Consider the following 21,815-nt stretch of genomic DNA (forward strand, 5'->3'; position numbering starts at 1 on the left):
ATGACTGTGCAGCTGACCGCGGAGGCGGGAACGGACCTGGGGCCGGCCGTGAAACCGGTGCTGGACATCCAGGACGTCACGAAGGTGTACGGCCAGGGCGAGACCGAGGTCCACGCGCTGCGGGGCGTGACGCTGACCGTCGAGCGCGGCGACTACGTCGCGATCATGGGCTCGTCGGGCTCGGGCAAGTCGACGCTGATGAACATCCTGGGCTGCCTGGACATCCCGACGACCGGGCAGTACCTGCTCGACGGCGTCGACGTCAGCCGGCTCAACGACCGCCAGCTCGCGCTCGTGCGCAACCGGCGCATCGGCTTCGTCTTCCAGGCGTTCAACCTCATCGCACGGACCTCGGCGCTGGCCAACGTCGAGCTGCCGCTGGCCTACGCCGGCGTCAAGGCGGCCGAGCGCCGCCGCCGGGCCCGCGCCGCGCTCAACATGGTGGGCCTCGCCGACCGCGAGGACCACGAGCCCAACCAGCTCTCCGGCGGCCAGCAGCAGCGCGTCGCGGTCGCCCGGGCCCTGGTCACCGCGCCGGCCCTGGTGCTCGCCGACGAGCCGACCGGCAACCTCGACACCCAGTCCACCAACGACGTGCTGGCCGTGTTCGACCGGCTCAGCCACTCGGGCCGGACCATCGTGCTGATCACCCACGAGCCGGACGTCGCCGAGCGCGCGAAGCGACTGATCCGGCTGGTCGACGGACACATCGTCCAGGATGAGCGGCTGAAGTGAACCTCTTCGAGACCATCCGCTTCGCGCTGCGCGCGATCACCGCCAACAAGCTGCGCTCGAGCCTCACGGTCCTGGGCATCCTCATCGGCGTCGCGGCCGTCATCCTGCTCGTCGCGGTCGGCAACGGCTCGGCGCAGGCGGTGCAGAAGCAGATCGAGTCGCTCGGCACCAACACGCTGACCGTGACCGCCGGCGCCGGCGGCGGGGCCCGCGGCGCCGCCTCGACGCAGAACACCGCGCTGAACATGGACCTCGTGCCGGCGCTGGAGGACAAGGACGCGGCGCCGCACGTCAAGAGCGTCTCGCCGGTGGTGACGGGCTCGCAGTCGGCGACCTACGAGGGCACGGACCACACCATCCCGCAGTTCGTAGGTACGTATCCGGGCTATGTCGCGGCGTCCAACTTCAAGATCGACAAGGGTGCCCTCTTCACCGACGACGACGTCAAGGACTCCCGCAAGGTCGTGGTGATCGGCGCGACCGTCGCCCAGGAGCTCTTCGGCAACGTCGACCCGCTGTCCAAGCAGATCACCGTCTCCGGCAAGCTCTTCACCGTCATCGGCGTGCTCGCCGAGAAGGGCGGCAGCGGGTTCAACGACCCGAACGACGTCGCCATGGCGCCGGTGAGCGCGGTGCAGGAGTCGCTGACCGGCTACGGCTCGCTCAACCAGCTCCTCGTCCAGGCGACCTCGCCGGACGCGGTCAGCCAGGCGCAGGCCGAGATCACGTCGATCCTCAACGAGAAGCTCAACATCAGCGGGTCGTCGACGACTTCGGCGTACCGAATCCTGAACCAGTCGCAGTTGCTCGAGACGCGGGCGAACACCGCGCAGACGTTCACGCTCCTACTCGGCGCCGTCGCCGGCATCAGCCTCCTGGTCGGCGGCATCGGCATCACCAACATCATGATGGTCACCGTCACCGAGCGGACCCGCGAGATCGGCATCCGCAAGGCCCTCGGCGCGCCGAAGCGGACCATCCTCACCCAGTTCCTGGTGGAGGCGACGGTGCTGTCGCTGATCGGCGGCCTGCTGGGCGTGGCCGCCGCGATCATCGGCAGCCAGTTCACGATCGTCAGCATCAAGCCGATCATCGTGCCGAGCTCCGTCGCCCTGGCGCTGGGCTTCTCGGTCGCGATCGGCCTGTTCTTCGGCAGTTATCCGGCCAGCCGGGCGGCCGGCCTGCGTCCCATCGAGGCCCTCCGCTATGAGTGACCGTGTTCTCCGTGCGGGCGGGTCCCGGTTGCGGTGGCCGACCCCCGCGGCCATCGCAACCCGGTCCCACCCGCACGGCAGTCGACGAGGAGTTTTTCCGTGACCCACGCCGCTTCGCCCTTCCGCCGTCCGGACGCTCAGCCCGGCTCGCCGCCTTCGGGTGTTGACGACTCGCCCTACCACCGGCCGCACCCGTCGGATGCGGAGACGGAGACGCTGCCCGTGCTGCCGGACTTCTCGGACATCTCCGACTACCCGGATGGCGAGGAGCCGGATCTCCTGGCGAATCCGCCGCTGGACGACGACCTCAACGACCGGATCGCGAAGGCCGCGCCGAAGCGCCTGGCCAACCGCGCCACGTACGCCCTGGCCGGCATCGCGCTGCTGGTCATCGGCTTCATCGGCGGCGCCCAGGTGCAGAAGAGCTACGGCAAGGCACCCGCGTCGGCCACCCCGGGCGGGGTGAACCCGGCCGCCCTGGCCAGCGCCTTCGCGGGCCGCGGCGGCGGCCAGGGCTTCCCCGGCGGCAACGGCGGCGGCGGCACCGGCCAGGGCGGCGGCACCGGCCGCGGCGGCGTGACGGGCACGGTCAAGCTGGTCGACGGCACCACGGTGTACATCGAGACGGCCGACGGCACGACGGTCATCGTGAAGACCACGGACAAGACCACGGTCTCGAACCCCGGCTCGCTGAAGGACCTGACGGCCGGCTCCACGGTCACGGTCACGGGCCAGCAGGCCGACGGCGCGGTCAACGCCACCGCGATCACGAAGACGAAGTAGCGCCCGCTCCCTATCGTCGGCGGCGTGCCGCACCACGACTACGAGGCGATCGTCCGCCGCCTGATGTTCCACGAGTTTCCATGGGACGTCAGGATGGCCGGCCGCCTCATGATCTGGCACCTGTACGCCAACCCAGCCGTCGCCCCGGTGGTCGGCCGCACGGACGCGCTGTTCACCCGCGCCGAGATCACGTCGCTGACCTTCGGCGACCTGGTGGAACACGGCCTGGACTCCCCGCGCGGCCGGGAGATCCTGCGCTTCGTCAACTCCAGCCACCGCGGCACCCCGGTCACCCCGGCGCACAACGCCTTCGCCCTCGCGGCCCTGGCGGTGACCCTGATCCGCTGGCTGGACCGCCACGGCTGGCGCCCTTTGACGCCGCCGGAGCGCACGGCCCTGACGGTCTTCTACGCGGAGCTGGGCCGGCGCATGGGCGTACGCGACCTCCCTCGCGACCCGGCCGCCCTGGCGGCGTTCCTGGAGCGCGCGGAGTCGACGTTCGCCTTCACCGAGGCCGGCCGGCTGTGCAGCGAGCGCACTTTGGCGATGGCCCGCGCCCGCGTCCATCCCTGGCTGCGCCCGCTGGTCCGCCCGGCGATCGCGGCGCTGCTGCCCCCGCCGGTCCGCGCCGCCGTCGGCCTGCCGGCTCCGCCGGCGGCGGCCCGCCTCGCCGTTCGGGCTGCGCTGTGGCTCCGTCGAGTCGTCGTGCGCCGCCTCCCGGCCCGGATCGCGCCGACCACCCCTCGCACCCGTCGCCGGACCCCGCGGCCGGACGCAACGCAATCCGCCATATAGCAGATTTAGCCTGCCCGATATTGGCGGTTTTCTGCGACTTGCGCCGCGGGCGCGTCGGAAAATATCCGATTTGAACGCTTTTGCCGACCAAACAATGCGTGCCATATGGCGAAATGAAGTGTAGCGATCTCCTGCGATCTGCTCGATACTGAGGGTAGCTACAAACGAGTGCAGCGCTCGGCGGCCACCGAGCGCTGCCTTCGGTCGTCCCCACTGCGAGAAGGGAGGACCAGTCGTGAACCTCCATACTGCCCCGCCGCCCTTCTCCGAGCAATGGACTCGTCTGGAGGGCGCGAGATGCCGGTGTTCATGCGCGGACCCGAGGTCCGTATCAGCCACGCGAAGTTCCGGGTCCTGGGCCCGGAGCCGCGCGAGTACGCGATAGCCGACCTGCGGCAACTGTGGGTCGTCGAGCCCGATTCGGGCCGCCCGGTGGTGGTGCTGCGCGTCTCGTGCTCCGGCACGGCGATCGTCGCCGCCGCCGTCTCGTTCGCCGAGACCGACCTGAGCCACCCCGCCGGGTGGGTGTGCCTGCTGCTCGCCGCGGGAACTGTCGCCCAGCAGGTCAGGGTATCGCGCCGGCGGGAGTCCCGGCGGTACGAGCTGTGGGCGTTCGACCGGGGCCGGGGCCGGGCCATCCGCCTCTACGCGACCACGAGCCGCGCCGAGTTCGGCAAGGTCCGCCGCGCCCTGATCCGCGCGATCGAGTGGAACGAGGGCCTGACAACCTGACGCCGGCGCGCCGCGGCGCGTCCTTGTGATGTTGTCGCGGTTCTGAAAGGCTGGTCGCGGTACCGCAATCTGCGGTGTGGCGATTTGCGGTGCGGCAAGTTCGAGAGGGCTGACGGCGGATCATGTCGACGGGCGACTCGCCTGCGGGCGCGCAGCGGCGTCTACGCCTCGCCCTCCGCAAGGCCCGCGAGGCCGCCGGTCGGACGCAGTCCGACATCGCCGAGGCCCTGACCTGGTCTTTGTCCAAAGTCCAGCGTATCGAGAGCGGCGACGTCCGGATCTCGATCACGGACCTGGACGCGTTGCTTCGCCATCTCGAGGTCCGCGACGCGAAGCAGGTCGAGCGGATGGTCGCCGACGCCCGACTGGCCCGTCAGCGGGGATGGTGGGACCAGCCGCAGTATCGCGAGCACCTGACGCCCGGCCTGCTGCAGATCATTCAGCTCGAGCAGGACGCTGATGCGATTCGCGTCTTCCAGCCGGTCCTGTTTCCTTCCCTCTTGCAGCACGAAGCCTATATGGACGCCATCTTGCGTTCGGTGACGTGGGCGATGCCGGAGCCGACGCGGCAGGTCCGCCTGGAAACCCGGATTCGCCGCCGAGAGAGCGTCTGGAGCAGGGCGGATCCGCCGCAGTATCTCGTGGTGCTGGATGAATTGATGCTGCTACGTGAGCTCGGTGGACTGTCCGTAATCGTGCGGCAGTTCGAGACCGTCCTGGAAATGGTTCGGCGTCCCGAAATCACCGTGCGGCTGCTGCCGAAGGATCAGGCGCAGTACATGCTGCTCGGAGCGTTCACCATCTTCGACCTGGGTGAAGAGGAGAATGCTGCGCTGTACCGCGAGTTCAGCGTCACCGACGACGTTGTGCACAACGCAGCGGAAGTCGGAAAATATCGGCTACGGTTCGAGCAGATGTGGAACCTCTGCCTGACTCCGGAGGCCACGATCGCCGCCATTGAGGCACAATATGCCGTGCGCCGATCGGATTTGAGCAGGCGTGGGTGACCCCCGCCGCCGGGATTTTGATGTTGTTGGACAACAGTGAGAAAGAGCGGATAGGTGCGAGATCGATCGACCCCGGTTTGGGTCAAAAGTTCGAGGTGTGACGCTTCCAATTGTGTTGAGGTGGCCGACATGGGCCCGGAAATCCTGATTCGAAACTCGCTGTTTCCGGCCGGCGATGTCGTCGGCGTTTCCCGCCGGGACTGGGGTGCGTTCGTGGCCGCGGTGGCCAGCGGCCGGCTTGCGTCCGCGGAATAGACAACGGCTTCGAGTGCCGGGCTCGTCGCCGAGGCCGTCACTCGAAGCCGTGGTTGTGCCAGTCTCATGGTGCACTCGGAGATCTTGCCGCCCCGCTCGTACTCTTGAGGTTCGACCCCCAAGACGTTGGAGATCCTCGATGAGCGACGGGGCGATCGCGAGCGCCTGGCGATCAAGCAGCAAATGCGACTCGAGCACCTGTGTTCAGGTGTCGATCCGTGCCGACCACGTTGGAGTGCGGGACGGAGCCGACCCGGATGGGGCGGTGCTGTGGTTTACTGCGGACGCTTGGAGGGCCTTTGTGGCGGGCGTCGGCGGGCTCGGTTCCGCCGCCGCGGACTCAGACGCCGGCGTAGGAATGTAGGCCGTTGGCCACGAGGTTGACGCCGAAGAGGTTGACCAGCATCGTGGCCCAGCCGATTACGGCGATCCAGCTCGTCAGGCGGCGGCTCACGCTCGGGGTTGAGCGGGCGTGGAGGTAGCCGGCGTACACGACCCAGGCGATGAACGACCAGACCTCCTTCGGGTCCCAGTTCCAGTAGCGGCCCCACGCGGCCTCGGCCCAGATGGCGCCGGCGATCACGCCGAAGGTCCAGATCGGGAAGGCGAACGCGTGGATGCGGAACGTCACGCGCTCCAGCGTTGCGGCCTGCGGGAGGCGCTCGCCGAGGGAGTACGGGAAGCGGGTCTTGCCGGCGTCGTGGCCCGAGCGGATCAGGTGCATCGCGGCGGCCACGAAGCCGACCAGGAAGATGCCCGACGCGGTCGAGGCGGCGCCCACGTGGATGACCAGCCAGTACGAGTGCAGGGCGGGCACCAGGGGGCCGACCGGGACGTACAGCGTCATGCCGGCGACGGCCAGCAGGATCGAGGCGACCAGGGTGACGAACAGGCCCAGGTGGCGGAGGTTGGTCCACCTCGCCAGGACGATCAGCCAGGCCGTCACGCCGACCGCGGTGGCCGTCATGACGAACTCGTACATGTTGCCCCACGGGGCGCGGTCGGCGGCGATGCCGCGGGTGACCAGCGCGGTTACGTGGGCGGCGTAGCCGAGGACGGTCAGCACCACCGCGGTGACGCCCGCGCGGTGGGCGCCGGGCGAGCGGTCCGTGAGGACGGGCTCGGGCAGGTGCGACTCGGGAAGTACAGAAGGACCGCCGACCGTGGCCAGCGCCGGCTCGCGGACCGCGGCGCGGGCGATGATGCTGCGGCCGCCGAAGGCGTACTCGATGGCGTACGCCATCATCGCGAGCACATAGCAAAGGATCGTGACGACCAACAGTTGGTTCGACAGCCCGCCCATCACACAACCTCCTCGACGTTGTCAGTCTGCGCTACCTGCTCGGGCACGCTCGCGGCAGGGGCGGCGGCTTGCACGATCTCGTCGAACTCCTCGGCGAAGCCGGGGTAGTCGCTGCGCGGCAGGCCGGCCGCGTCGATGCCCGTCGGGGCGATGCGGAAGAAGATGCGGCGCCGCTTGCCCGACAGGGAGCCCAGCAGGCCGGCGAGCAGGGCGACCGCGCCGCCCAGGACGATCGGCTGGCCGGGGTCGTGGCGGATCGAGATGCTGATCCACTGCACGGTGCCGGCGAACTTGACCGTCGTGCCGTCCGGGAGCTTGGCGGTGTCGCCGGGCTTGAGCATGACCGGGTCGCCGAACTTCGTCAGGCGGCCGGCCGCGATCTGGCGGTCGTCCAGGGTGTACACGGACAGTGGCGCGCCGGCGTCGAAGCCCAGCACGCCCTTGTACGGCTGCAGCATCAGCCGCGGGTTGTGCTCGGCCGGGAAGGCCGAGGAGCCGGCCGACGGGTCGTCGGGGGCCGTGGGCAGGTAGATGCCGGAGAAGCCGATCTGCGACTTGTCGTCGCGGGTGCGGGTGTCCGGGTTGATGTTGACGTCCGGGAACGTCGCCACGCCGTCGCTGGTGAGCTGGCCGTCGCGGGGCAGGAACGGCGAGACGTTGGTCGACGTCTTGCCGTACTTGTCCGTGTACTCCAGGACCGGCGCGTACCCGTGCCCGAGCAGCGACACGTTGGCGCCGTCGAGCCGGAGCGGGTCGTTGACCTGCAGCAGCTGCTCGGCCTCGCGGCCGTTCTGCGTGACGTGGACATTGGCCTTATAGGTGACCGGCTGGCCGTTGGCCAGGTACGTCGCGTTGAACTTGTCCAGACGCAGGCAAAAGCGGGGCAGGTCGTTCTCGCCGACCTGGGCGCCCAGCGCGTGCTCGTCGTAGTTGAGCAGCGTGTTGCAGAACGCGAAGTCGTCGCCCTGGACCAGCAGGCGGTTGCCGTGCCAGCCGAACCACGAGCCGTACGCCACGCCGATGAGCAGCGACAGCAGCGCGAAGTGGAAGACGAGGTTGCCCGTCTCCTTGAGGTACCCCTTCTCGGCCGAGACCTCGTAGACCTCGCCGTCCCGGCGCACCGTCGTGCGGAACCGCCGCTTGCGCAGCAGCGCGCGGATGCGCTCGGCGTCCTCGGCGGCGCCCGACTCGGCCACGACGGCGTGCGCCGGCAGCCGGTCGAAACGCTTCGGAGCCTTCGGTGGTACCCGCACCAGCGCCGCAATGTGCCCGCGGAACCGGGGCACGAGGCAGCCGACCAGCGAGACGAACAGCAGCAGGTAGATCGCCGAGAACCAGGGCGAGCCGTACACGTCGAAGAAGAACAGCCGGTCGAGCGTCGGCCCCCACTGCTTGTGCGTGGCCAGGTAGTCGCGCACCTTCTCCGGCGACACGTTGCGCTGCGGCAGCACCGAGCCCGGGATCGCGCCCACGGCGAGCAGGAACAGCAGCACGAGCGCCGTGCGCATGCTGGTCAGCTGGCGCCAGGCCCGCCGGCTCACGGCCACGACGGCCTCGAGGAGGCGGCGCATCAGATCGGCACCGATCCGGGGCCGATGTTCGACTGCAGGGCGATCATGAGGGTACTCCAGACGCCGGTCACCAGGGCGAGGCCGACCAGCACGAGCAGGGCGCCGCCGACGCGGGTCACCCAGCGGCTGTTGCGGCGGATGAACTTGACGACCCCGATGAGCCGCTGGAAGCCCAGCCCGACGGCGATGAACGGCAGGCCGATGCCCAGCGAGTAGGCGACGGCGAGCGTAACCGCCCGGGCCTGCGAGCCGCTGGTCGAGCCGAGCGCGATCACGGCGCCCAGCGTCGGGCCGGTGCACGGCGCCCACGACAGCGCGAAGACCATGCCGAAGACCGGCGCGCCGATGAGCCCGGCCGCCGGCAGGCGCTGGATCCGCCACTGCCGCTCCAGGCCCGGCACCAGGCCGATGAACGCCAGGCCGAGCACGATCACGACGACGCCGGCGATCACCTCGACCAGCCGGCGGTGCAGCATCAGCGACATCGCCGCCCGGGTGGCCAGCACGATCAGGCCGATGAACACCGCGGAGAAGCCGGCGATGAACAGGCCGACGCCGGCGAGCACCCGGCCGCGGCGCTGCCCCGAGTCGAGGTCGGCGCCGGCGAGGCCGGTGACGTACGAGAGGTAGCCGGGCACCAGCGGCAGGATGCACGGCGACAGGAAGCTCGCAAGGCCGGCGAGCACCGCCACCGCGATCGCGGCCAGCAGCGGGCCGCTCGCGGCGACCGTCCCGGCGTCGGCGAGCACGGTCGGCATGTCAGGCCTTCTCGGCCAGCAGGTCGCGCACGACCGGTTCGAGCAGGTTGCGGTCGACCTCGGAGCGCATCACCGCGGCGATCCGGCCGTCCTTGTCGATGACCAGCGTGGCCGGGATCGAGTTGGGCGGCACGTCGAAGTCCAGCGCCAGCTTGGCCGAGGGGTCGAAGATGCTGCCGTACGTCGGCTTGATGTCGGCCAGGTAGGCGTTGGCCGGGTCGCGCTGGTCGTGCACGTTGACGCCGATGAAGGTGACGCCCTGGTCGCGGGTCGCGGCGAGGACCTTCTCCAGCTCGGGGGCCTCGGTGCGGCAGGGCGGGCAGTACGAGGCCCAGAAGTTGACCACGACGACCTCGCCCTTGTGCTGCGTCAGGTCGAACTGCCCGCCGCTCATGAGCTCCCCGCGCATCGCGGGCGCCGCGACCCGGTCGGCCGCCGCGATCTTGCGGCTGCCGAGGGCGTCCTTCGGCGAGCTGCTCGTGCAGGCCCCCAGCGCGAAGAGGGCGGCGGCGGCGAGCACGGCGGCGAGGGCGCGACGCATGCTAGGCACCCTTCGCCTGGCGCGCCGACGCCGAGAGCGCGACGAGGTGGGCGGCGGGCTCGGAGTACGCGATGCCGACGATCTTGGTGTCCTCGAAGTGGAAGCTCGTGAAGCTGGCCAGCGAGCACTCCCGCCGCCGCGGGTCGTGCCACAGCCGCTTCTTCTCCACGTGCCGGCGCAGCGTCCAGATCGGCAGCTGGTGCGAGACGCAGACGGCCTCGTGCCCCTCCGCCGCCTCACGGGCGGTCATCAGCGCGGCGAACATGCGCGCGGCGATGACGGTGTAGGGCTCGCCCCACGACGGGGTCATCGGGTCGCGCAGCACCCACCAGTTGCGCGGGTCGCGCAGCGCGCCGTCGCCCACGCCGACCCGCTTGCCCTCGAAGAAGTTGGCGCTCTCGATCAGCCGCTCGTCGACGCCGATCGACAGTCCGAGCTGCTCGGCGAACGGCGCCGCGGTCTGCTGCGCGCGCTCGAGCGGGCTCGCGACCAGGTGCGTGATGTCCCGGCCGGCCATCGACTCGGCCGCGGCCTTCGCCATCTGCACGCCGAGCTCCGAGAGGCGGTACCCCGGCAGGCGCCCGTAGAGAACCTTCTCCGGGTTGAACACCTCGCCGTGGCGCAGCACGTGGACGATCGTCTTCATGCCCGCGCCTTTGCGTCGCGCATCGCCTGCGCCGCCGCGCGGGCCGCGTGCGGCAGGGCCGCCTCGAGCACCGTCAGGGCCTCGTCGTCGATCGCCGTGGACACGAACCAGGACTCGTACGCGCTGGGCGGCAGGTAGACGCCGCGGGCGAGCATCTCGTGGAAGAAGGCCCGGAACGCCGCCACGTCCTGCGTCTGCGCGTCGGCGAACGAGCGCACCGGCCGGTCCATGAAGAAGATCGAGAACATGTTGCCCGCCGTGGACAGCACGTGATGTACACCAGCGGCGGAAAGCGCGTCGGAAGCCAGTTTGCCGACGGTGGCCGCCGTCGCGTCGAGCCGGGCGTAGACGTCCGGGGTCGCCAGGCGCAGCGTGGTGAGGCCCGCCGCGCAGGCCAGCGGATTGCCGGAGAGGGTGCCGGCCTGGTACACCGGGCCGGCCGGGGCCAGCCGCCCCATGATCTCGGCCCGCCCGCCGAACGCCGCGGCCGGCATGCCGCCGCCCATGACCTTGCCGAACGTGTAGAGGTCGGCGTCCACCGGCTCGAGCCCGGCCCAGCCGGAGCGGCTCACGCGGAACCCGGTCATGACCTCGTCGAGGATCAGCAGCGCGCCGTGGCGGTGCGCGATCTCGGCCAGCCGCCCGTTGAACCCGTCGTGCGGCGCGACCACGCCCATGTTGCCGGCCGCCGCCTCGGTGATGACCGCCGCGATCTGGTCCCCGTGCGCCGCGAAGGCCGCCTCGAGCGCCTCGACGTCGTTGTACGGCAGGACGATCGTGTCGCCGGCCGCCGCCCCCGTCACGCCGGGCGAGTCCGGCAGCGCGAGCGTCGCCACCCCCGACCCGGCCGCGACCAGCAGCGCGTCGACGTGCCCGTGGTAGCACCCGGCAAACTTGACGACCTTGGGCCGCCCGGTGAACCCGCGGGCCAGCCGCAGCGCGCTCATCGTGGCCTCGGTGCCCGAGTTGACCAGGCGCACCTGCTCCACGGGCGTGCGCGCGACGATCTCCTCGGCGAGCGCCACCTCGCCGGGCGTCGGCGTGCCGAAGCTGGTCCCGCGCGCGGCCGCCGCGGTGATCGCGGCGACCACCTCGGGGTGCGCGTGCCCGAGGATCAGCGGCCCCCAGGAGCAGACGAGGTCCAGGTAACGCCGCCCATCGGCGTCGGTGAGCCAGCAGCCGGAGCCGCCGACCATGAAGCGCGGGGTGCCCCCGACGGCGCGGAATGCACGGACAGGTGAATTCACCCCACCCGGCACGATGGCCTGAGCACGGTCGAACAGGGCCTGGGAGGCCGGCGCGTCACCCGCATACGGGCCGAGACCGGCAGCGTCAGAATCGGTCACAGCCTGCCCATTCTGACAGCCCGCCCGGACCCGCTCCGCGCGGCCCCGCGCCGCATGTGCCCGACGCCACTGTGGGCGCGATCAGTTATAGGCTATGGCCGTGGATCGCCCCGATCTCGCGGTTTCCGTGCGCCGTGCCCCGACCGAGACCGTCGTGTCGCTGGTGGGCGAGATCGACATGTCCACGGTGTCCCGCCTGGCTGCCGCGGTCGACGACGTGCTGGCCGAGCCCCCGCCGCGCGTGGTGCTCGACATGGCCGGGGTGACGTTCTGCGACTCGCAGGGCCTCGGCACGCTGGTCGTGCTGAGCCGGAAGGCGACGCTGGCGCAGACGTACCTGGTGCTGGTGAACGTCGGCGCCTTCCTGATCCGCGTCCTGGACATCACCGGTCTGCGCAACGCGCTGATGATCCAAGAGGCGTAGCGCTGGTTTTTCCGACAAGTCGGGCGCTCCGCGCCACGACTTGATCGGATTTATGCCCCGTCAGGAGATAAATCCGGCATGGGCGGTTTAGCGCCGCCTCGTGCCTTTCGGTGGCTGTGCGGCGCGAGGTTGGACCGGGTCCGCGGTGCGAGGTCGGACCGGGGCGGCGTCAGGCGGCGGACCGCGGCGCGAGGTGCGGACCGCGGGCGTCAGGCGGCGGACCGCGGCGCGAGGTGGGGACCGCGGCGCGAGGCGGCGGACCGCGGCGCGAGGTGGGGACCGCGGGCGTCAGGCGGCGGACCGCGGCGCGAGGTGGGGACCGCGGGCGTCAGGCGGCGGACCGCGGCGCGAGGTGGGGACCGCGGCGCGAGGCGGCGGATCGCGGCGCGAGGTGGGGACCGCGGCGCTAGGCGCGCCCGGGGCGGCGCCAGGGTGGTGCCCGCGGTGCGGCAGATACCGGGAAGCAACCGAAGACACGCCGGCAATTCGGCGCGACACGCCGCCGAGGATGGGATGCGGTCGCGGCGCCACGGATGGGCCGACGCCGGCAGGCTTCCAGGACGGCCCCGCGACGACGCGCAGCGCCCCGCGCAGGCGGGCCGGCAGGTCGGGCGGCGGGGACGAGGGCGCCCCACCAGACGGCTCCCGGGCGGTGGCGGGGCGTCAGATTTTTGCGCGGGCGCGGGCCAGGGCCGCCATGGCCTTTTCGACCTGTTCGCGGCCCAGCTCGCCGTCGACCGCCAGCGCGGCCTTCAGCGACGCGGTGGCCTCGTCGACGGCGAGGCCCGCGGAGCGGAGCTCGATTTCGCGGGAGCGTACGAGCTCGGACTGGGCGGCCAGCTGCTGCGTCATCGTCCAGAGTTCGACGAAGACGGAGACCTTGGCGCGCAGTACCCACGGATCGAAAGGCTTGGTGAGGTAGTCCACGGCGCCGACCGCGTAACCGCGCAGCGCCAGGTGCGAGTCCCGGTCGGCGGCGGTGAGGAAGATGATCGGCACGTGGCGGGTGCGTTCGCGGCGCTTGATGTGCCGGGCCGTCTCGAAGCCGTCCATCGTGGGCATCTGGGCGTCGAGCAGAATCAGCGCGAAGTCGTCGGTCAGCAGGCGCTTGAGCGCGTCCTCGCCGCTGTCGGCGCCGACGGTCTGGACCGGCAGGCCCTGCAGGATCGCCTCCAGGGCCAGCAGGTTGTCCCGCCGGTCGTCGACGAGCAGCACCTTCGCCGGCCGATCCGGTCCAGTCAAGAGATGCCGCTCCCTTCACGCACAAACAACACCGGCAACCTACACCGCACGACCCTCTCCATTTACCCAGGCGGCCATCACGTCAAGCAGCTCATCAAGATCGACGGGCTTGGTGATGTAGTCGCTGGCGCCGGCGGCCAGCGAGGACTCGCGGTCGCCGGGCATGGCCTTCGCGGTGAGGAAGACCACCGGCAGATCGGCGAAGCGGCGGTTGCGGCGGATCGCCCGGGTCGTCTCGTTGCCGTCCTGGTCGGGCATCATCGCGTCCATCAGGACGATGTCCACCCCGGGGTGCTCCGAGAGGATGCGGACGCCGTCGGCGCCGTTGTCGGCGTACAACACCGTCATCCCGTGCAGCTCGAGCGCGCTGGTCAGGGCGAAGACGTTGCGCACGTCGTCGTCGACGATGAGCACCGTGGCGCCGTCGAGCTGGTGGGCGGCCGCGGTGGAGCGGCGCTCGGGCGATGGGAGCGAGCGCAGCATCGCCGACGGCATCGGGGCGGCGAGCGGGCGGGCGGCCGGCGGGAGGGACAGCGGCTGGGCGGGCACCTGGTGTACCGGCGGCATGGCCTCGGTGGCGATGACGTCCGGCAGGTAGAGGGTGAACGTGGCGCCGCGCCCGAGCTCGGACGTGACGCCGATCGCCCCGCCCAGCAGCCGGGCGAGCTCGCGGCTGATCGACAGGCCGAGGCCGGTGCCGCCGTACTTGCGGCTGGTGGTGCCGTCCGCCTGCTGGAACGCCTCGAAGATGAGCGCCACCTTGTCGTCGGAGATGCCGATGCCGGTGTCGGCGACCGCGAACTGGATCACGCGGCGGGCGCCGGCCAGCGTCGGGGCGGTGAACTCGAGCTCGGCCGGCGCGACGCCGATGGCCAGGGTGACCGAGCCGTGGTCGGTGAACTTCACCGCGTTGGAGACCAGGTTGCGCAGGATCTGCTGCAGGCGCTGCGGGTCGGTGATGATCGCCGGGGGCAGAGCGAGGTCGGCCGCCACGGTGAAGTCGAGGCCCTTGTCCTCGGCCTGCGGGGCGAAGGCCTGCTCGACGTACGCCCGGATCTCCTCGAACGAGACCTCGCCCGGCTCGACGTCCATGCGGCCGGCCTCGATCTTGGACAGGTCCAGGATGTCGTCGATGAGCGCGAGCAGGTCCGAGCCGGCGTTGTGGATCGTCGCCGCGAACTCGATCTGGCGGGCGGTCAGGTTGCTGTCCGGGTTGTCGGCGAGCAGCCGGGACAGCAGCAGCATGGAGTTGAGCGGGGTCCGCAGCTCGTGGCTCATGTTGGCCAGGAACTCCGACTTGTACTGCGAAGCCTGCGCCAGCTGCTGAGCCTTCTCCTCGAGGCCGAGGCGGGCCATCTCGATCTCGCGGTTCTGCTTCTCGATGTTGCCCTTCTGCTCCGACAGCAGCGTCGCCTTCTCCTCCAGCTCGGCGTTGGTGCGCTGGAGCTCGGCCGACTGGTCCTGCAGCTCGAGGGCCAGCCGCTGCGACTGGGACAGCAGCTCCTCGGTGCGCCGGTTGGCGAGGATCGTCTTGAGCGCCACGCCGATGGTCACCACGAGCCGGTCGAGGAACGCCAGGTGCAGCTCGCTGAACGGCGACACGCTGCCGAACTCGATGACGCCGAGCGGCTCGCCCTCGAAGAGCACCGGCAGCACGACGAGGTCGACCGGCGGGGTGTCGGCGACGCCGGAGCGCACCTGCAGGCGGCTGTCCGGCGCGGCCTTCACGCGGATCGCCCGGCGGGACAGCGACGCCTGGCCGATCAGGCCCTCGCCGGGGGCGAAGCTGACGTCGGTGCCGGGGGCCACGTACCCGTACGAGGCCTCGAGGCGCAGCCGCAGCCCGCTGTTGGCGTCGGCGCCCGACAGGAAGAACGCGCCGATCTGCGCGTCGACCAGCGGCGTGACCTCGGCCATGATCATGCGGCAGACCTCGCCGAGGTCGCGCTGGCCCTGCAGCAGGCCGCCGACGCGGGCCAGGTTGGAGTCGAGCCAGCCCTGCTCGGCGTTCTTCTTCGTGGTCTCGCGCAGGGTCACGATCATCTGGTTGATGTTGTCCTTGAGCTCGGCCACCTCGCCGAGCGCCTCGACCGCGATCCGCTGGGTCAGGTCGCCGCGGGTCACCGCCGTGGACACCTGCGAGATGGCCCGCAGCTGCGTGGTCAGCGTCGAGGCCAGCTGGTTGACGTTCTCGGTGAGGTCGCGCCAGGTGCCGGCCACGCCGCGCACCTGCGCCTGGCCGCCGAGCTTGCCCTCCGAGCCGACCTCGCGGGCCACGCGGGTGACCTCGTCGGCGAACGACGAGAGCTGGTCGACCATGGTGTTGACGGTGTTCTTCAGCTCGAGGATCTCGCCGTGCGCGTCAACGGTGATCTTCTGGGACAGGTCGCCCCGGGCCACGGCCGTGGTGACCTGGGCGATGTTGCGGACCTGGCTGGTCAGGTTGGACGCCATCGAGTTGACGTTGTCCGTCAGGTCGCGCCAGGTGCCCGACACGCCCTTCACCTGGGCCTGGCCGCCGAGCTTGCCTTCGGTGCCGACCTCGCGGGCGACGCGGGTGACCTCGTCGGCGAACGAGGAGAGCTGGTCGACCATCGTGTTCACCGTCGACTTCAGGGCCAGGATCTCGCCCTGGGCGTCGACGGTGATCTTCTGCGAGAGGTCGCCCCGGGCGACGGCCGTCGAGACCTGGGAGATGTTGCGGACCTGGGCGGTCAGGTTGGACGCCATGAAGTTGACGTTGTCGGTGAGGTCGCGCCAGGTGCCGGCGACGCCGCGCACCTGCGCCTGGCCGCCGAGCTTGCCTTCGGTGCCGACCTCGCGGGCGACGCGGGTGACCTCGTCGGCGAAGGAGGAGAGCTGGTCGACCATGGTGTTGACGGTGCTCTTGAGCTCGAGGATCTCGCCTCGGGCGTCGACGGTGATCTTCTGCGACAGGTCGCCGCGGGCAACGGCGGTGGCCACCTGGGCGATGTTGCGGACCTGGCTGGTCAGGTTGGACGCCATGAAGTTGACGTTGTCGGTGAGGTCGCGCCAGGTGCCGGCGACGCCGGTGACCTGGGCCTGGCCGCCGAGCTTGCCTTCGGTGCCGACCTCGCGGGCGACGCGGGTGACCTCGTCGGCGAAGGAGGAGAGCTGGTCGACCATGGTGTTGACGGTGCTCTTGAGCTCGAGGATCTCGCCTCGGGCGTCGACGGTGATCTTCTGCGACAGGTCGCCCCGCGCCACGGCCGTCGAGACCTGGGCGATGTTGCGGACCTGGCTGGTCAGGTTGGACGCCATGAAGTTGACGTTGTCGGTGAGGTCGCGCCAGGTGCCGGCGACGCCGGTGACCTGGGCCTGGCCGCCGAGCTTGCCCTCGGTGCCGACCTCGCGGGCCACCCGGGTCACCTCGTCGGCGAAGGACGAGAGCTGGTCCACCATCGTGTTGACGGTGTCCTTGAGCTCCAGGATCTCGCCCTGCGCGGCCACCGTGATCTTCTGCGACAGGTCGCCCCGGGCCACGGCGGTGGCCACCTGGGCGATGTTGCGGACCTGGCTGGTCAGGTTGGACGCCATGGAGTTGACGTTGTCGGTCAGGTCCTTCCAGGTGCCGGCCACGCCCGGCACGTCGGCCTGGCCGCCGAGCTTGCCCTCGGTGCCGACCTCGCGGGCCACCCGGGTCACCTGCTCGGCGAAGATCCGCAGCGTGTCGACGAGCGAGTTGATCGTCTCGGACAGCTCGGCGATCTCGCCCTTCGCGCTCACCGTGATCTTCTGCGACAGGTCGCCGCGGGCCACCGCGGTCGCCGCCGCCGAGATCGAGCGGACCTGGCCGGTCAGGTTGGCGGCCATCGAGTTCACCGAGTCGGTGAGGTCGCGCCAGGTGCCGGCGACGCCGGTGACCTGGGCCTGGCCGCCCAGCTTGCCCTCGGTGCCGACCTCGCGGGCCACGCGGGTCACCTCGTCGGCGAACGACGAGAGCTGGTCCACCATCGTGTTGACCGTGCGGCCGATCGTCAGGAACTCACCGCGCAGCGGCCGCCCGTCGATCTCCAGCGCCAGCTGCTGCGACAGGTCGCCCTCGGCCACCGCCACGATCACGCGGGCGATCTCGGTGGTCGGGCGGCCCAGGTCGTCGATGAGCGAGTTGACCGCGTGGATGCGGTCCAGCCAGGCGCCCTCGAAGCCCTCCTCGTCGAGCCGCTCGGTCATGCGGCCCTCGCGCCCGACGACCCGGCTGATGCGCAGCAGCTCACGGGTGTGGCGCAGCTTCATGTCGGCGAGCCGGTTGAACCGCTCGACCACCTCACCCGGCAGCCCGTCGCGGCGGCTCAGCCGGATCTTGAGGTCCCCGGCCAGGAGCCGGTCGAGCGCTGAGGACAGCTCCTCGAGCAGCATCGTCTCCGGACTCTTTTGGGTGACTTCTTCGACTGTGGTCATGACTCTCCACCGGTCTCGGGGGGCAGGCGGTGTCCACCCATCGTCGTCCTTCAGGTTGGATTGTTACCACCGTTGCGTGGAGACTGCGATATGTGACAACCCAGACCGTCCGGAGGATCAGGCTCCCGGCCGACCATAGCTCTCCCGGTCTGGCCCGCGAGGCGATCCGGACGATCGCGCACGAACGGGACCTAGGCCCGATTCTGGACGAGGCTCTGCTGCTGGTCACCGAGCTCACCACGAACAGCGTGGTGCATGCCGGCACGGAAGTCGACCTGGAGATCACCGCGAGCGACGGCGGACTTACCGTCGCCGTGCTCGACTTCCGTCCCGGCACGGTCACCCCAACGTACCGCGAGGGCGGCGGCGAGCTGCCCGAGCGCGGCCGCGGCCTGGTGCTCGTGGAGCAGCTCGCCACCGCCTGGGGCACGACGCACTTCGCCGGCGGCAAGGGCGTGTGGTTCCGCCTCGATCTCGCGCCCGGCGCGCGGCCCGGCGTGCCGGCGCTCGACCTGCCGTCGGCGGTCGACGCGCTGACGTGGTCCGGCCGCGGTACGACCTTGGAAGAGATCGGCGAGGAGCTCCTGCAGCGGCTGTGCCGGGCGATCGGCGCCTCGGGGGCGGCGCTCGCCGTCGACGAGGGCGACGGCCCGCGCACCGCCGCCGCGTTCGGCCGGGTCAGCGCCGCGGACACCGGCCGCCGCGTGCCGCTGCGCGTCGCCCGCCCGTGGCGCGCCGAGCTGCTCATCACCGGCGGTGCCGGCCACCCGTTCGCCCGCCCGCTCACCTCGCTCGCCGTCGACCGGCTCACCCTGCTGGTCGAGAACGAGCGGCTGCGCCGGGCCGACGCCGAGCGGCGCGCCTGGCTCACGTTCCTGGCCGAGGCGAGCGAGCTGCTCGCGCAGTCCCTCGACGTCGAGCTGACCCTGGCCCTGATCCCGCGGCTGGTGGTGCCGCGCCTCGGGCAGTGGTGCGCGATCCACGCCGTGAACGCGGGCGGGGACCTTGGCCTGGCCGCCGCCGCCCATTCGGACGAGTCGATGCTCAGCGGCCTTCTGGACGACCTCGAGCAGGCGATGCCGCAGTTGAAGGAGGCCATGGGGACCGATGCCGTGGTACCCCTGGGGCCGCCCCTGGAGGGCTACGTCATCGCGCTCATCGCCCGTGGCCAGCACCTCGGCACGCTGACCGTGGGCGGTCACCGCGACACCTGGCAGCGCGCCGAGGAGGTGGCCGTCGTCGAGGACGTGGCCCGCCGCGCCGCGCTCGCGATCGACAACGCCAACATCCACGCCGAGCGGCGCGGCGTCGCCCAGGCCCTGCAGCGCTCCCTGCTGCCGCCGCAGCTGCCGAAGGCCGAAGGGGTGGAGTTCGGCGCCGAGTACGTGCCCACCGGCGAGGGCGTCGACGTCGGCGGCGACTTCTACGACGTGGTACCGCTGTCCAACCGCCGCTGGCTCGTGGTCGTCGGCGACGTCTCCGGCAAGGGCGTGCAGGCCGCGACCGTCACCGGCCTGGTCCGCGACGTGACCCGGGTGCTCGTCCGCGACGGCCGCCCGCTGCCCGAGGTGCTCCTGCGGCTCAACGAGACCCTGCTGGAGCGCGGCGGCGGCCGCTTCTGCACGCTGTGCCTGGCCCAGGTACTGCGCCGCCAGGACGGCCGGCTCGACGTGACGCTGCACCTGGCCGGGCACGACCAGCCGGTGCTGCTGCGCGCGGACGGGCACACGGAGCTGGTGGGCGCCGGCGGCACGGCGCTGGGCCTCCTCGACAACATCGCCACCCCGCGCACGCAGATCTCCCTCGACCCCGGCGACACGCTGATCTTCTTCACCGACGGCGTCACCGAGCGGCGCCGGGGCATCGACCTGTTCGGCATCGACCGGATCCGCGACGAGGCGGCCACCCTCGCCGGCTTCCCCGCCGACGTGGTCGTGGCCCGCCTGCGCACCCGGACGCTGAACTTCTCGCCGGAGGCCCCGCGCGACGACATCGCGATCTTCGCGGTCCGCAACGACGCCTGAGGCTCTACGCCACCCAGCCGGAGTGCAGGAAGTACGCCGCCAGCAGGCCCTGGGTCAGCAGGAAGCCGCACAGCAGGGCCCGGTCGAGCCAGGCGCGGCCGCCGATGCGGCCGAGCACCATGAACGCCGGGAAGACCTCGAGTCCGATCCGCGAGGCGGAGTACAGCGGGTACGGGATGTCGGCCGTGAACCGGCTCGGGAAGCTGATCATGAAGATCAGCAGGGCGGCGCCGAGCAGCGGGAACACGCGCTGGTCGCGGCGCAGTCGCCAGGGGCCGGCGAGGGAGAGCACCAGCAGTACCGCCAACAGCGCCACCGTGCCGAGCTCCAGCAGGTTGTGGGCCCAGATTGTGGTGTACTGCGGGCCGGGCTCCCGCGCCGCGGCGATCGGCGCCTGCCAGGGCCAGGCCGGCTTCCGGCCCCAGTGGGCGGCCTGCGTGTGTGAGAAGGCGAGCGGGTCCCGGTACGCGATCCGGTCCACGACCATCACCGCTCCCAGCCCGAGGGGGATGAGCAGGACCGCGAGGAACCCCAGCCGCCGCTTCGGCCGGCCGGCCGGCGGCTCGGGGCCGCCCACCGGTGCCATCCGGTCGGCGTCGCCCGTGCGCTGGCGCGGCCGGCCCACGTCGATCCGCTCCTTGAGGGCAATCGCGATGGTGTCCCCATTTATGCGCATATTTTGCCGACGCGCCGTGTGGGTGCCGACGTACGTCAGCCCGCGCGCCCGGACGTACGCCCGGGTGTGGAAGTAGCTCTGCGAGCGGAAGTACGTGCGCGGGCGCAGGTAGCCGTGGGTGCGCGCATACTCGAACGCGAACGCCAGCACCAGCAGGATGCCGGCCGAGCGCGTCGCCGCGGCCAGCGCGCCGAGGGCGCCGGCCCGCCACCAGTGCTCGCGGCGCAGGCAGTACACGGTCGCGGCCAGCAGCGCGATGAACAGCCCCTCGTTGTACGCCGCGCTCAGGAAGAAGCCGGTCGGGAACGCCACCAGGTAGAAGATCGTGCGCCCGGCGGCGGCGCGGTCGAGCTCGTGCTCGGCGAGGCGGAACAGCACGATCAGCGCCAGGAGCAGGGCGGCGTTGGCGACCAGCAGGGCCGCGACCCACGACCGGCCGAGGCACAGGGGCGTGCAGAGCCGGATCAGCATGGGGTACACCGGGAAGAACGCCGCCGGCGAGGCATCCGAGGTGTATTGGTAGCCGTGCTCGGCGATCGCGATGAACCAGGGCGAGTCGTAGCGGGTCGCCCACAGCCAGGCGACATGCCGGGTGGAGCGCCCGCGGTCCGGGTCGCCGATCCACGCGAACGCCGAGACGGCGGCGAGGCCGACCTTGCTCGCGGCGAACAACCCGAGCCCCGCCCCGAACGCGCGGCGCCATGGCCCGGCGGCGACGCCGGCCCTGCTCGCGGCGAGGGCCCTCAGCCCGGCGCCGAGCGGCCGCCACAGACCGGCCGCGATCCCGGCTGTGCTCGCGGCGGTGTCTCCGACTGCGCTCGCGGCGGGGACTCCGGCCCTGCTCGCCGCGGAGACCCCGTGCGCCGAGCCGGGCCCGTCAGCCGCTCCCACCGGCGGTCCGCAGGCGGCCCAGCTCGTCGGCCACGTCGGCCGGGCGGGCGTTGAGGTCGTAGGTGCTCAGCAGGTACAGCATGTCGCCCGTGTCGATCTCCAGGAACTCGCTGCGCAGCCCGGCGCGGGTCCGCGCCTCGATGCGGATCCGCTCGACCTGCGCCCACTCGAGCCGCCGGTGGCCCGCGTAGCCGGTGACCACGGTCACCCCTCCGGCGTCGGCCGCGAGCCGGACCGGCGCGAGCAGGTCGCGCAGCGCATACGCCCCGGCGACGACGGCGGCGACCAGCGCGGCGCTCAGCGCCGGCCGGTCCTCGGCGAAGAAGACGGCGGCGATCGCCAGCGCGACGGCGACGGCGCACTTGAGCGCCGTGAAGGCCGGCGACACCCGCCAGCGCATGCTGGTCGGCGACGCTGCCGGCTGGTTGGAGAACGCACCGCTGCGCATCT

At 71.3% G+C, this 21,815-nt stretch carries 20 protein-coding genes; 10 read left to right on the forward strand and 10 right to left on the reverse strand.

From position 1 onward, the window contains the following. The 8 genes from ACQEVU_RS51385 (at nucleotide 1) to ACQEVU_RS51420 (ending at nucleotide 5,885) form a co-directional block, all read left to right on the forward strand. Nucleotides 1-735: an ABC transporter ATP-binding protein gene (locus tag ACQEVU_RS51385; protein WP_433337894.1), complete on the forward strand. Its 735-nt coding sequence runs from the start codon at nucleotides 1-3 to the stop codon at nucleotides 733-735. Then, nucleotides 732-1,949: an ABC transporter permease gene (locus tag ACQEVU_RS51390; protein ID WP_433337896.1), complete on the forward strand. Its 1,218-nt coding sequence runs from the start codon at nucleotides 732-734 to the stop codon at nucleotides 1,947-1,949. The genes ACQEVU_RS51385 and ACQEVU_RS51390 overlap by 4 nt, the downstream gene beginning before the upstream one ends. Before the next feature lie 99 nt (nucleotides 1,950-2,048). Further along, entirely contained in the window at nucleotides 2,049-2,732 is a 684-nt protein-coding gene (locus tag ACQEVU_RS51395) for a hypothetical protein (protein ID WP_433337898.1), read from the forward strand. Between the two features lie 24 nt (nucleotides 2,733-2,756). Further along, a complete protein-coding gene (locus ACQEVU_RS51400) occupies nucleotides 2,757-3,527 on the forward strand; it encodes an oxygenase MpaB family protein (RefSeq protein ID WP_433337900.1) in 771 nt (256 codons plus the stop codon). 309 nt (nucleotides 3,528-3,836) lie between these two features. After that, nucleotides 3,837-4,259, forward strand: coding sequence for a DUF6232 family protein (locus ACQEVU_RS51405; RefSeq protein ID WP_433337902.1), 423 nt, complete (start codon nucleotides 3,837-3,839; stop codon nucleotides 4,257-4,259). A gap of 122 nt (nucleotides 4,260-4,381) precedes the next feature. Beyond that, a complete protein-coding gene (locus ACQEVU_RS51410) occupies nucleotides 4,382-5,266 on the forward strand; it encodes a helix-turn-helix domain-containing protein (protein WP_433337904.1) in 885 nt (294 codons plus the stop codon). A 54-nt stretch (nucleotides 5,267-5,320) separates the two neighbouring features. Further along, nucleotides 5,321-5,521 (forward strand): DUF397 domain-containing protein, encoded by a 201-nt coding sequence (locus tag ACQEVU_RS51415; protein ID WP_433337906.1) that lies wholly within the window; start codon nucleotides 5,321-5,323, stop codon nucleotides 5,519-5,521. A 139-nt stretch (nucleotides 5,522-5,660) separates the two neighbouring features. After that, nucleotides 5,661-5,885 carry a DUF397 domain-containing protein gene (locus ACQEVU_RS51420; RefSeq protein ID WP_433337908.1) on the forward strand — a complete coding sequence of 75 codons (225 nt, stop codon included), beginning with the start codon at nucleotides 5,661-5,663 and terminating at the stop codon, nucleotides 5,883-5,885. Here ACQEVU_RS51420 and ccsB read toward each other — a convergent pair. From ccsB to hemL, 6 genes are read right to left on the reverse strand one after another with little or no spacing between them, the layout of a single operon-like run. Then, nucleotides 5,862-6,824, reverse strand: coding sequence for a c-type cytochrome biogenesis protein CcsB (gene ccsB / locus ACQEVU_RS51425; protein ID WP_433337910.1), 963 nt, complete (start codon nucleotides 6,822-6,824; stop codon nucleotides 5,862-5,864). The genes ACQEVU_RS51420 and ccsB overlap by 24 nt on opposite strands. Further along, nucleotides 6,824-8,395: a cytochrome c biogenesis protein ResB gene (resB, locus tag ACQEVU_RS51430; protein WP_433337912.1), complete on the reverse strand. Its 1,572-nt coding sequence runs from the start codon at nucleotides 8,393-8,395 to the stop codon at nucleotides 6,824-6,826. The genes ccsB and resB overlap by 1 nt, the downstream gene beginning before the upstream one ends. Beyond that, complete coding sequence (locus ACQEVU_RS51435; protein ID WP_433337914.1) at nucleotides 8,395-9,153, reverse strand: cytochrome c biogenesis CcdA family protein; 759 nt, start codon at nucleotides 9,151-9,153, stop codon at nucleotides 8,395-8,397. Before ACQEVU_RS51435 ends, resB begins: the two co-directional genes overlap by 1 nt. Nucleotide 9,154: 1 nt before the next feature. Next, complete coding sequence (locus ACQEVU_RS51440) at nucleotides 9,155-9,694, reverse strand: TlpA family protein disulfide reductase (protein ID WP_433337916.1); 540 nt, start codon at nucleotides 9,692-9,694, stop codon at nucleotides 9,155-9,157. A 1-nt stretch (nucleotide 9,695) separates the two neighbouring features. Continuing rightward, nucleotides 9,696-10,340 carry a histidine phosphatase family protein gene (locus ACQEVU_RS51445; protein ID WP_433337918.1) on the reverse strand — a complete coding sequence of 215 codons (645 nt, stop codon included), beginning with the start codon at nucleotides 10,338-10,340 and terminating at the stop codon, nucleotides 9,696-9,698. Beyond that, a complete protein-coding gene (gene hemL / locus ACQEVU_RS51450; RefSeq protein WP_433337920.1) occupies nucleotides 10,337-11,686 on the reverse strand; it encodes a glutamate-1-semialdehyde 2,1-aminomutase in 1,350 nt (449 codons plus the stop codon). The genes ACQEVU_RS51445 and hemL overlap by 4 nt, the downstream gene beginning before the upstream one ends. Before the next feature lie 100 nt (nucleotides 11,687-11,786). Here hemL and ACQEVU_RS51455 point away from each other — a divergent pair, with 100 nt between their 5' ends. Further along, nucleotides 11,787-12,110 carry an STAS domain-containing protein gene (locus ACQEVU_RS51455; protein ID WP_433337922.1) on the forward strand — a complete coding sequence of 108 codons (324 nt, stop codon included), beginning with the start codon at nucleotides 11,787-11,789 and terminating at the stop codon, nucleotides 12,108-12,110. A gap of 663 nt (nucleotides 12,111-12,773) precedes the next feature. Here the strand turns inward: ACQEVU_RS51455 and ACQEVU_RS51460 are convergent. Together ACQEVU_RS51460 and ACQEVU_RS51465 are read right to left on the reverse strand one after the other, a co-directional pair. After that, on the reverse strand, nucleotides 12,774-13,352 hold the full coding sequence (locus ACQEVU_RS51460; RefSeq protein WP_433337924.1) for a response regulator: 579 nt from the start codon (nucleotides 13,350-13,352) through the stop codon (nucleotides 12,774-12,776). A gap of 39 nt (nucleotides 13,353-13,391) precedes the next feature. Continuing rightward, a complete protein-coding gene (locus ACQEVU_RS51465; protein ID WP_433337926.1) occupies nucleotides 13,392-17,774 on the reverse strand; it encodes a HAMP domain-containing protein in 4,383 nt (1,460 codons plus the stop codon). Between the two features lie 92 nt (nucleotides 17,775-17,866). On the opposite strand from ACQEVU_RS51465, the gene ACQEVU_RS51470 reads away from it, so the two are divergent. Further along, a complete protein-coding gene (locus ACQEVU_RS51470) occupies nucleotides 17,867-19,798 on the forward strand; it encodes a SpoIIE family protein phosphatase (RefSeq protein ID WP_433337928.1) in 1,932 nt (643 codons plus the stop codon). 4 nt (nucleotides 19,799-19,802) lie between these two features. On the opposite strand, the gene ACQEVU_RS51475 is transcribed toward ACQEVU_RS51470, so the two are convergent. Next, complete coding sequence (locus ACQEVU_RS51475; RefSeq protein WP_433337930.1) at nucleotides 19,803-21,365, reverse strand: mannosyltransferase family protein; 1,563 nt, start codon at nucleotides 21,363-21,365, stop codon at nucleotides 19,803-19,805. Beyond that, entirely contained in the window at nucleotides 21,352-21,813 is a 462-nt protein-coding gene (locus ACQEVU_RS51480; protein ID WP_433337932.1) for a PH domain-containing protein, read from the reverse strand. Before ACQEVU_RS51480 ends, ACQEVU_RS51475 begins: the two co-directional genes overlap by 14 nt. Between the last annotated feature and the right edge of the window lie 2 nt (nucleotides 21,814-21,815).

The sequence above is a fragment of the Dactylosporangium sp. CA-139066 genome (assembly GCF_050936175.1).
Taxonomy (GTDB): Bacteria; Actinomycetota; Actinomycetes; order Mycobacteriales; family Micromonosporaceae; genus Dactylosporangium.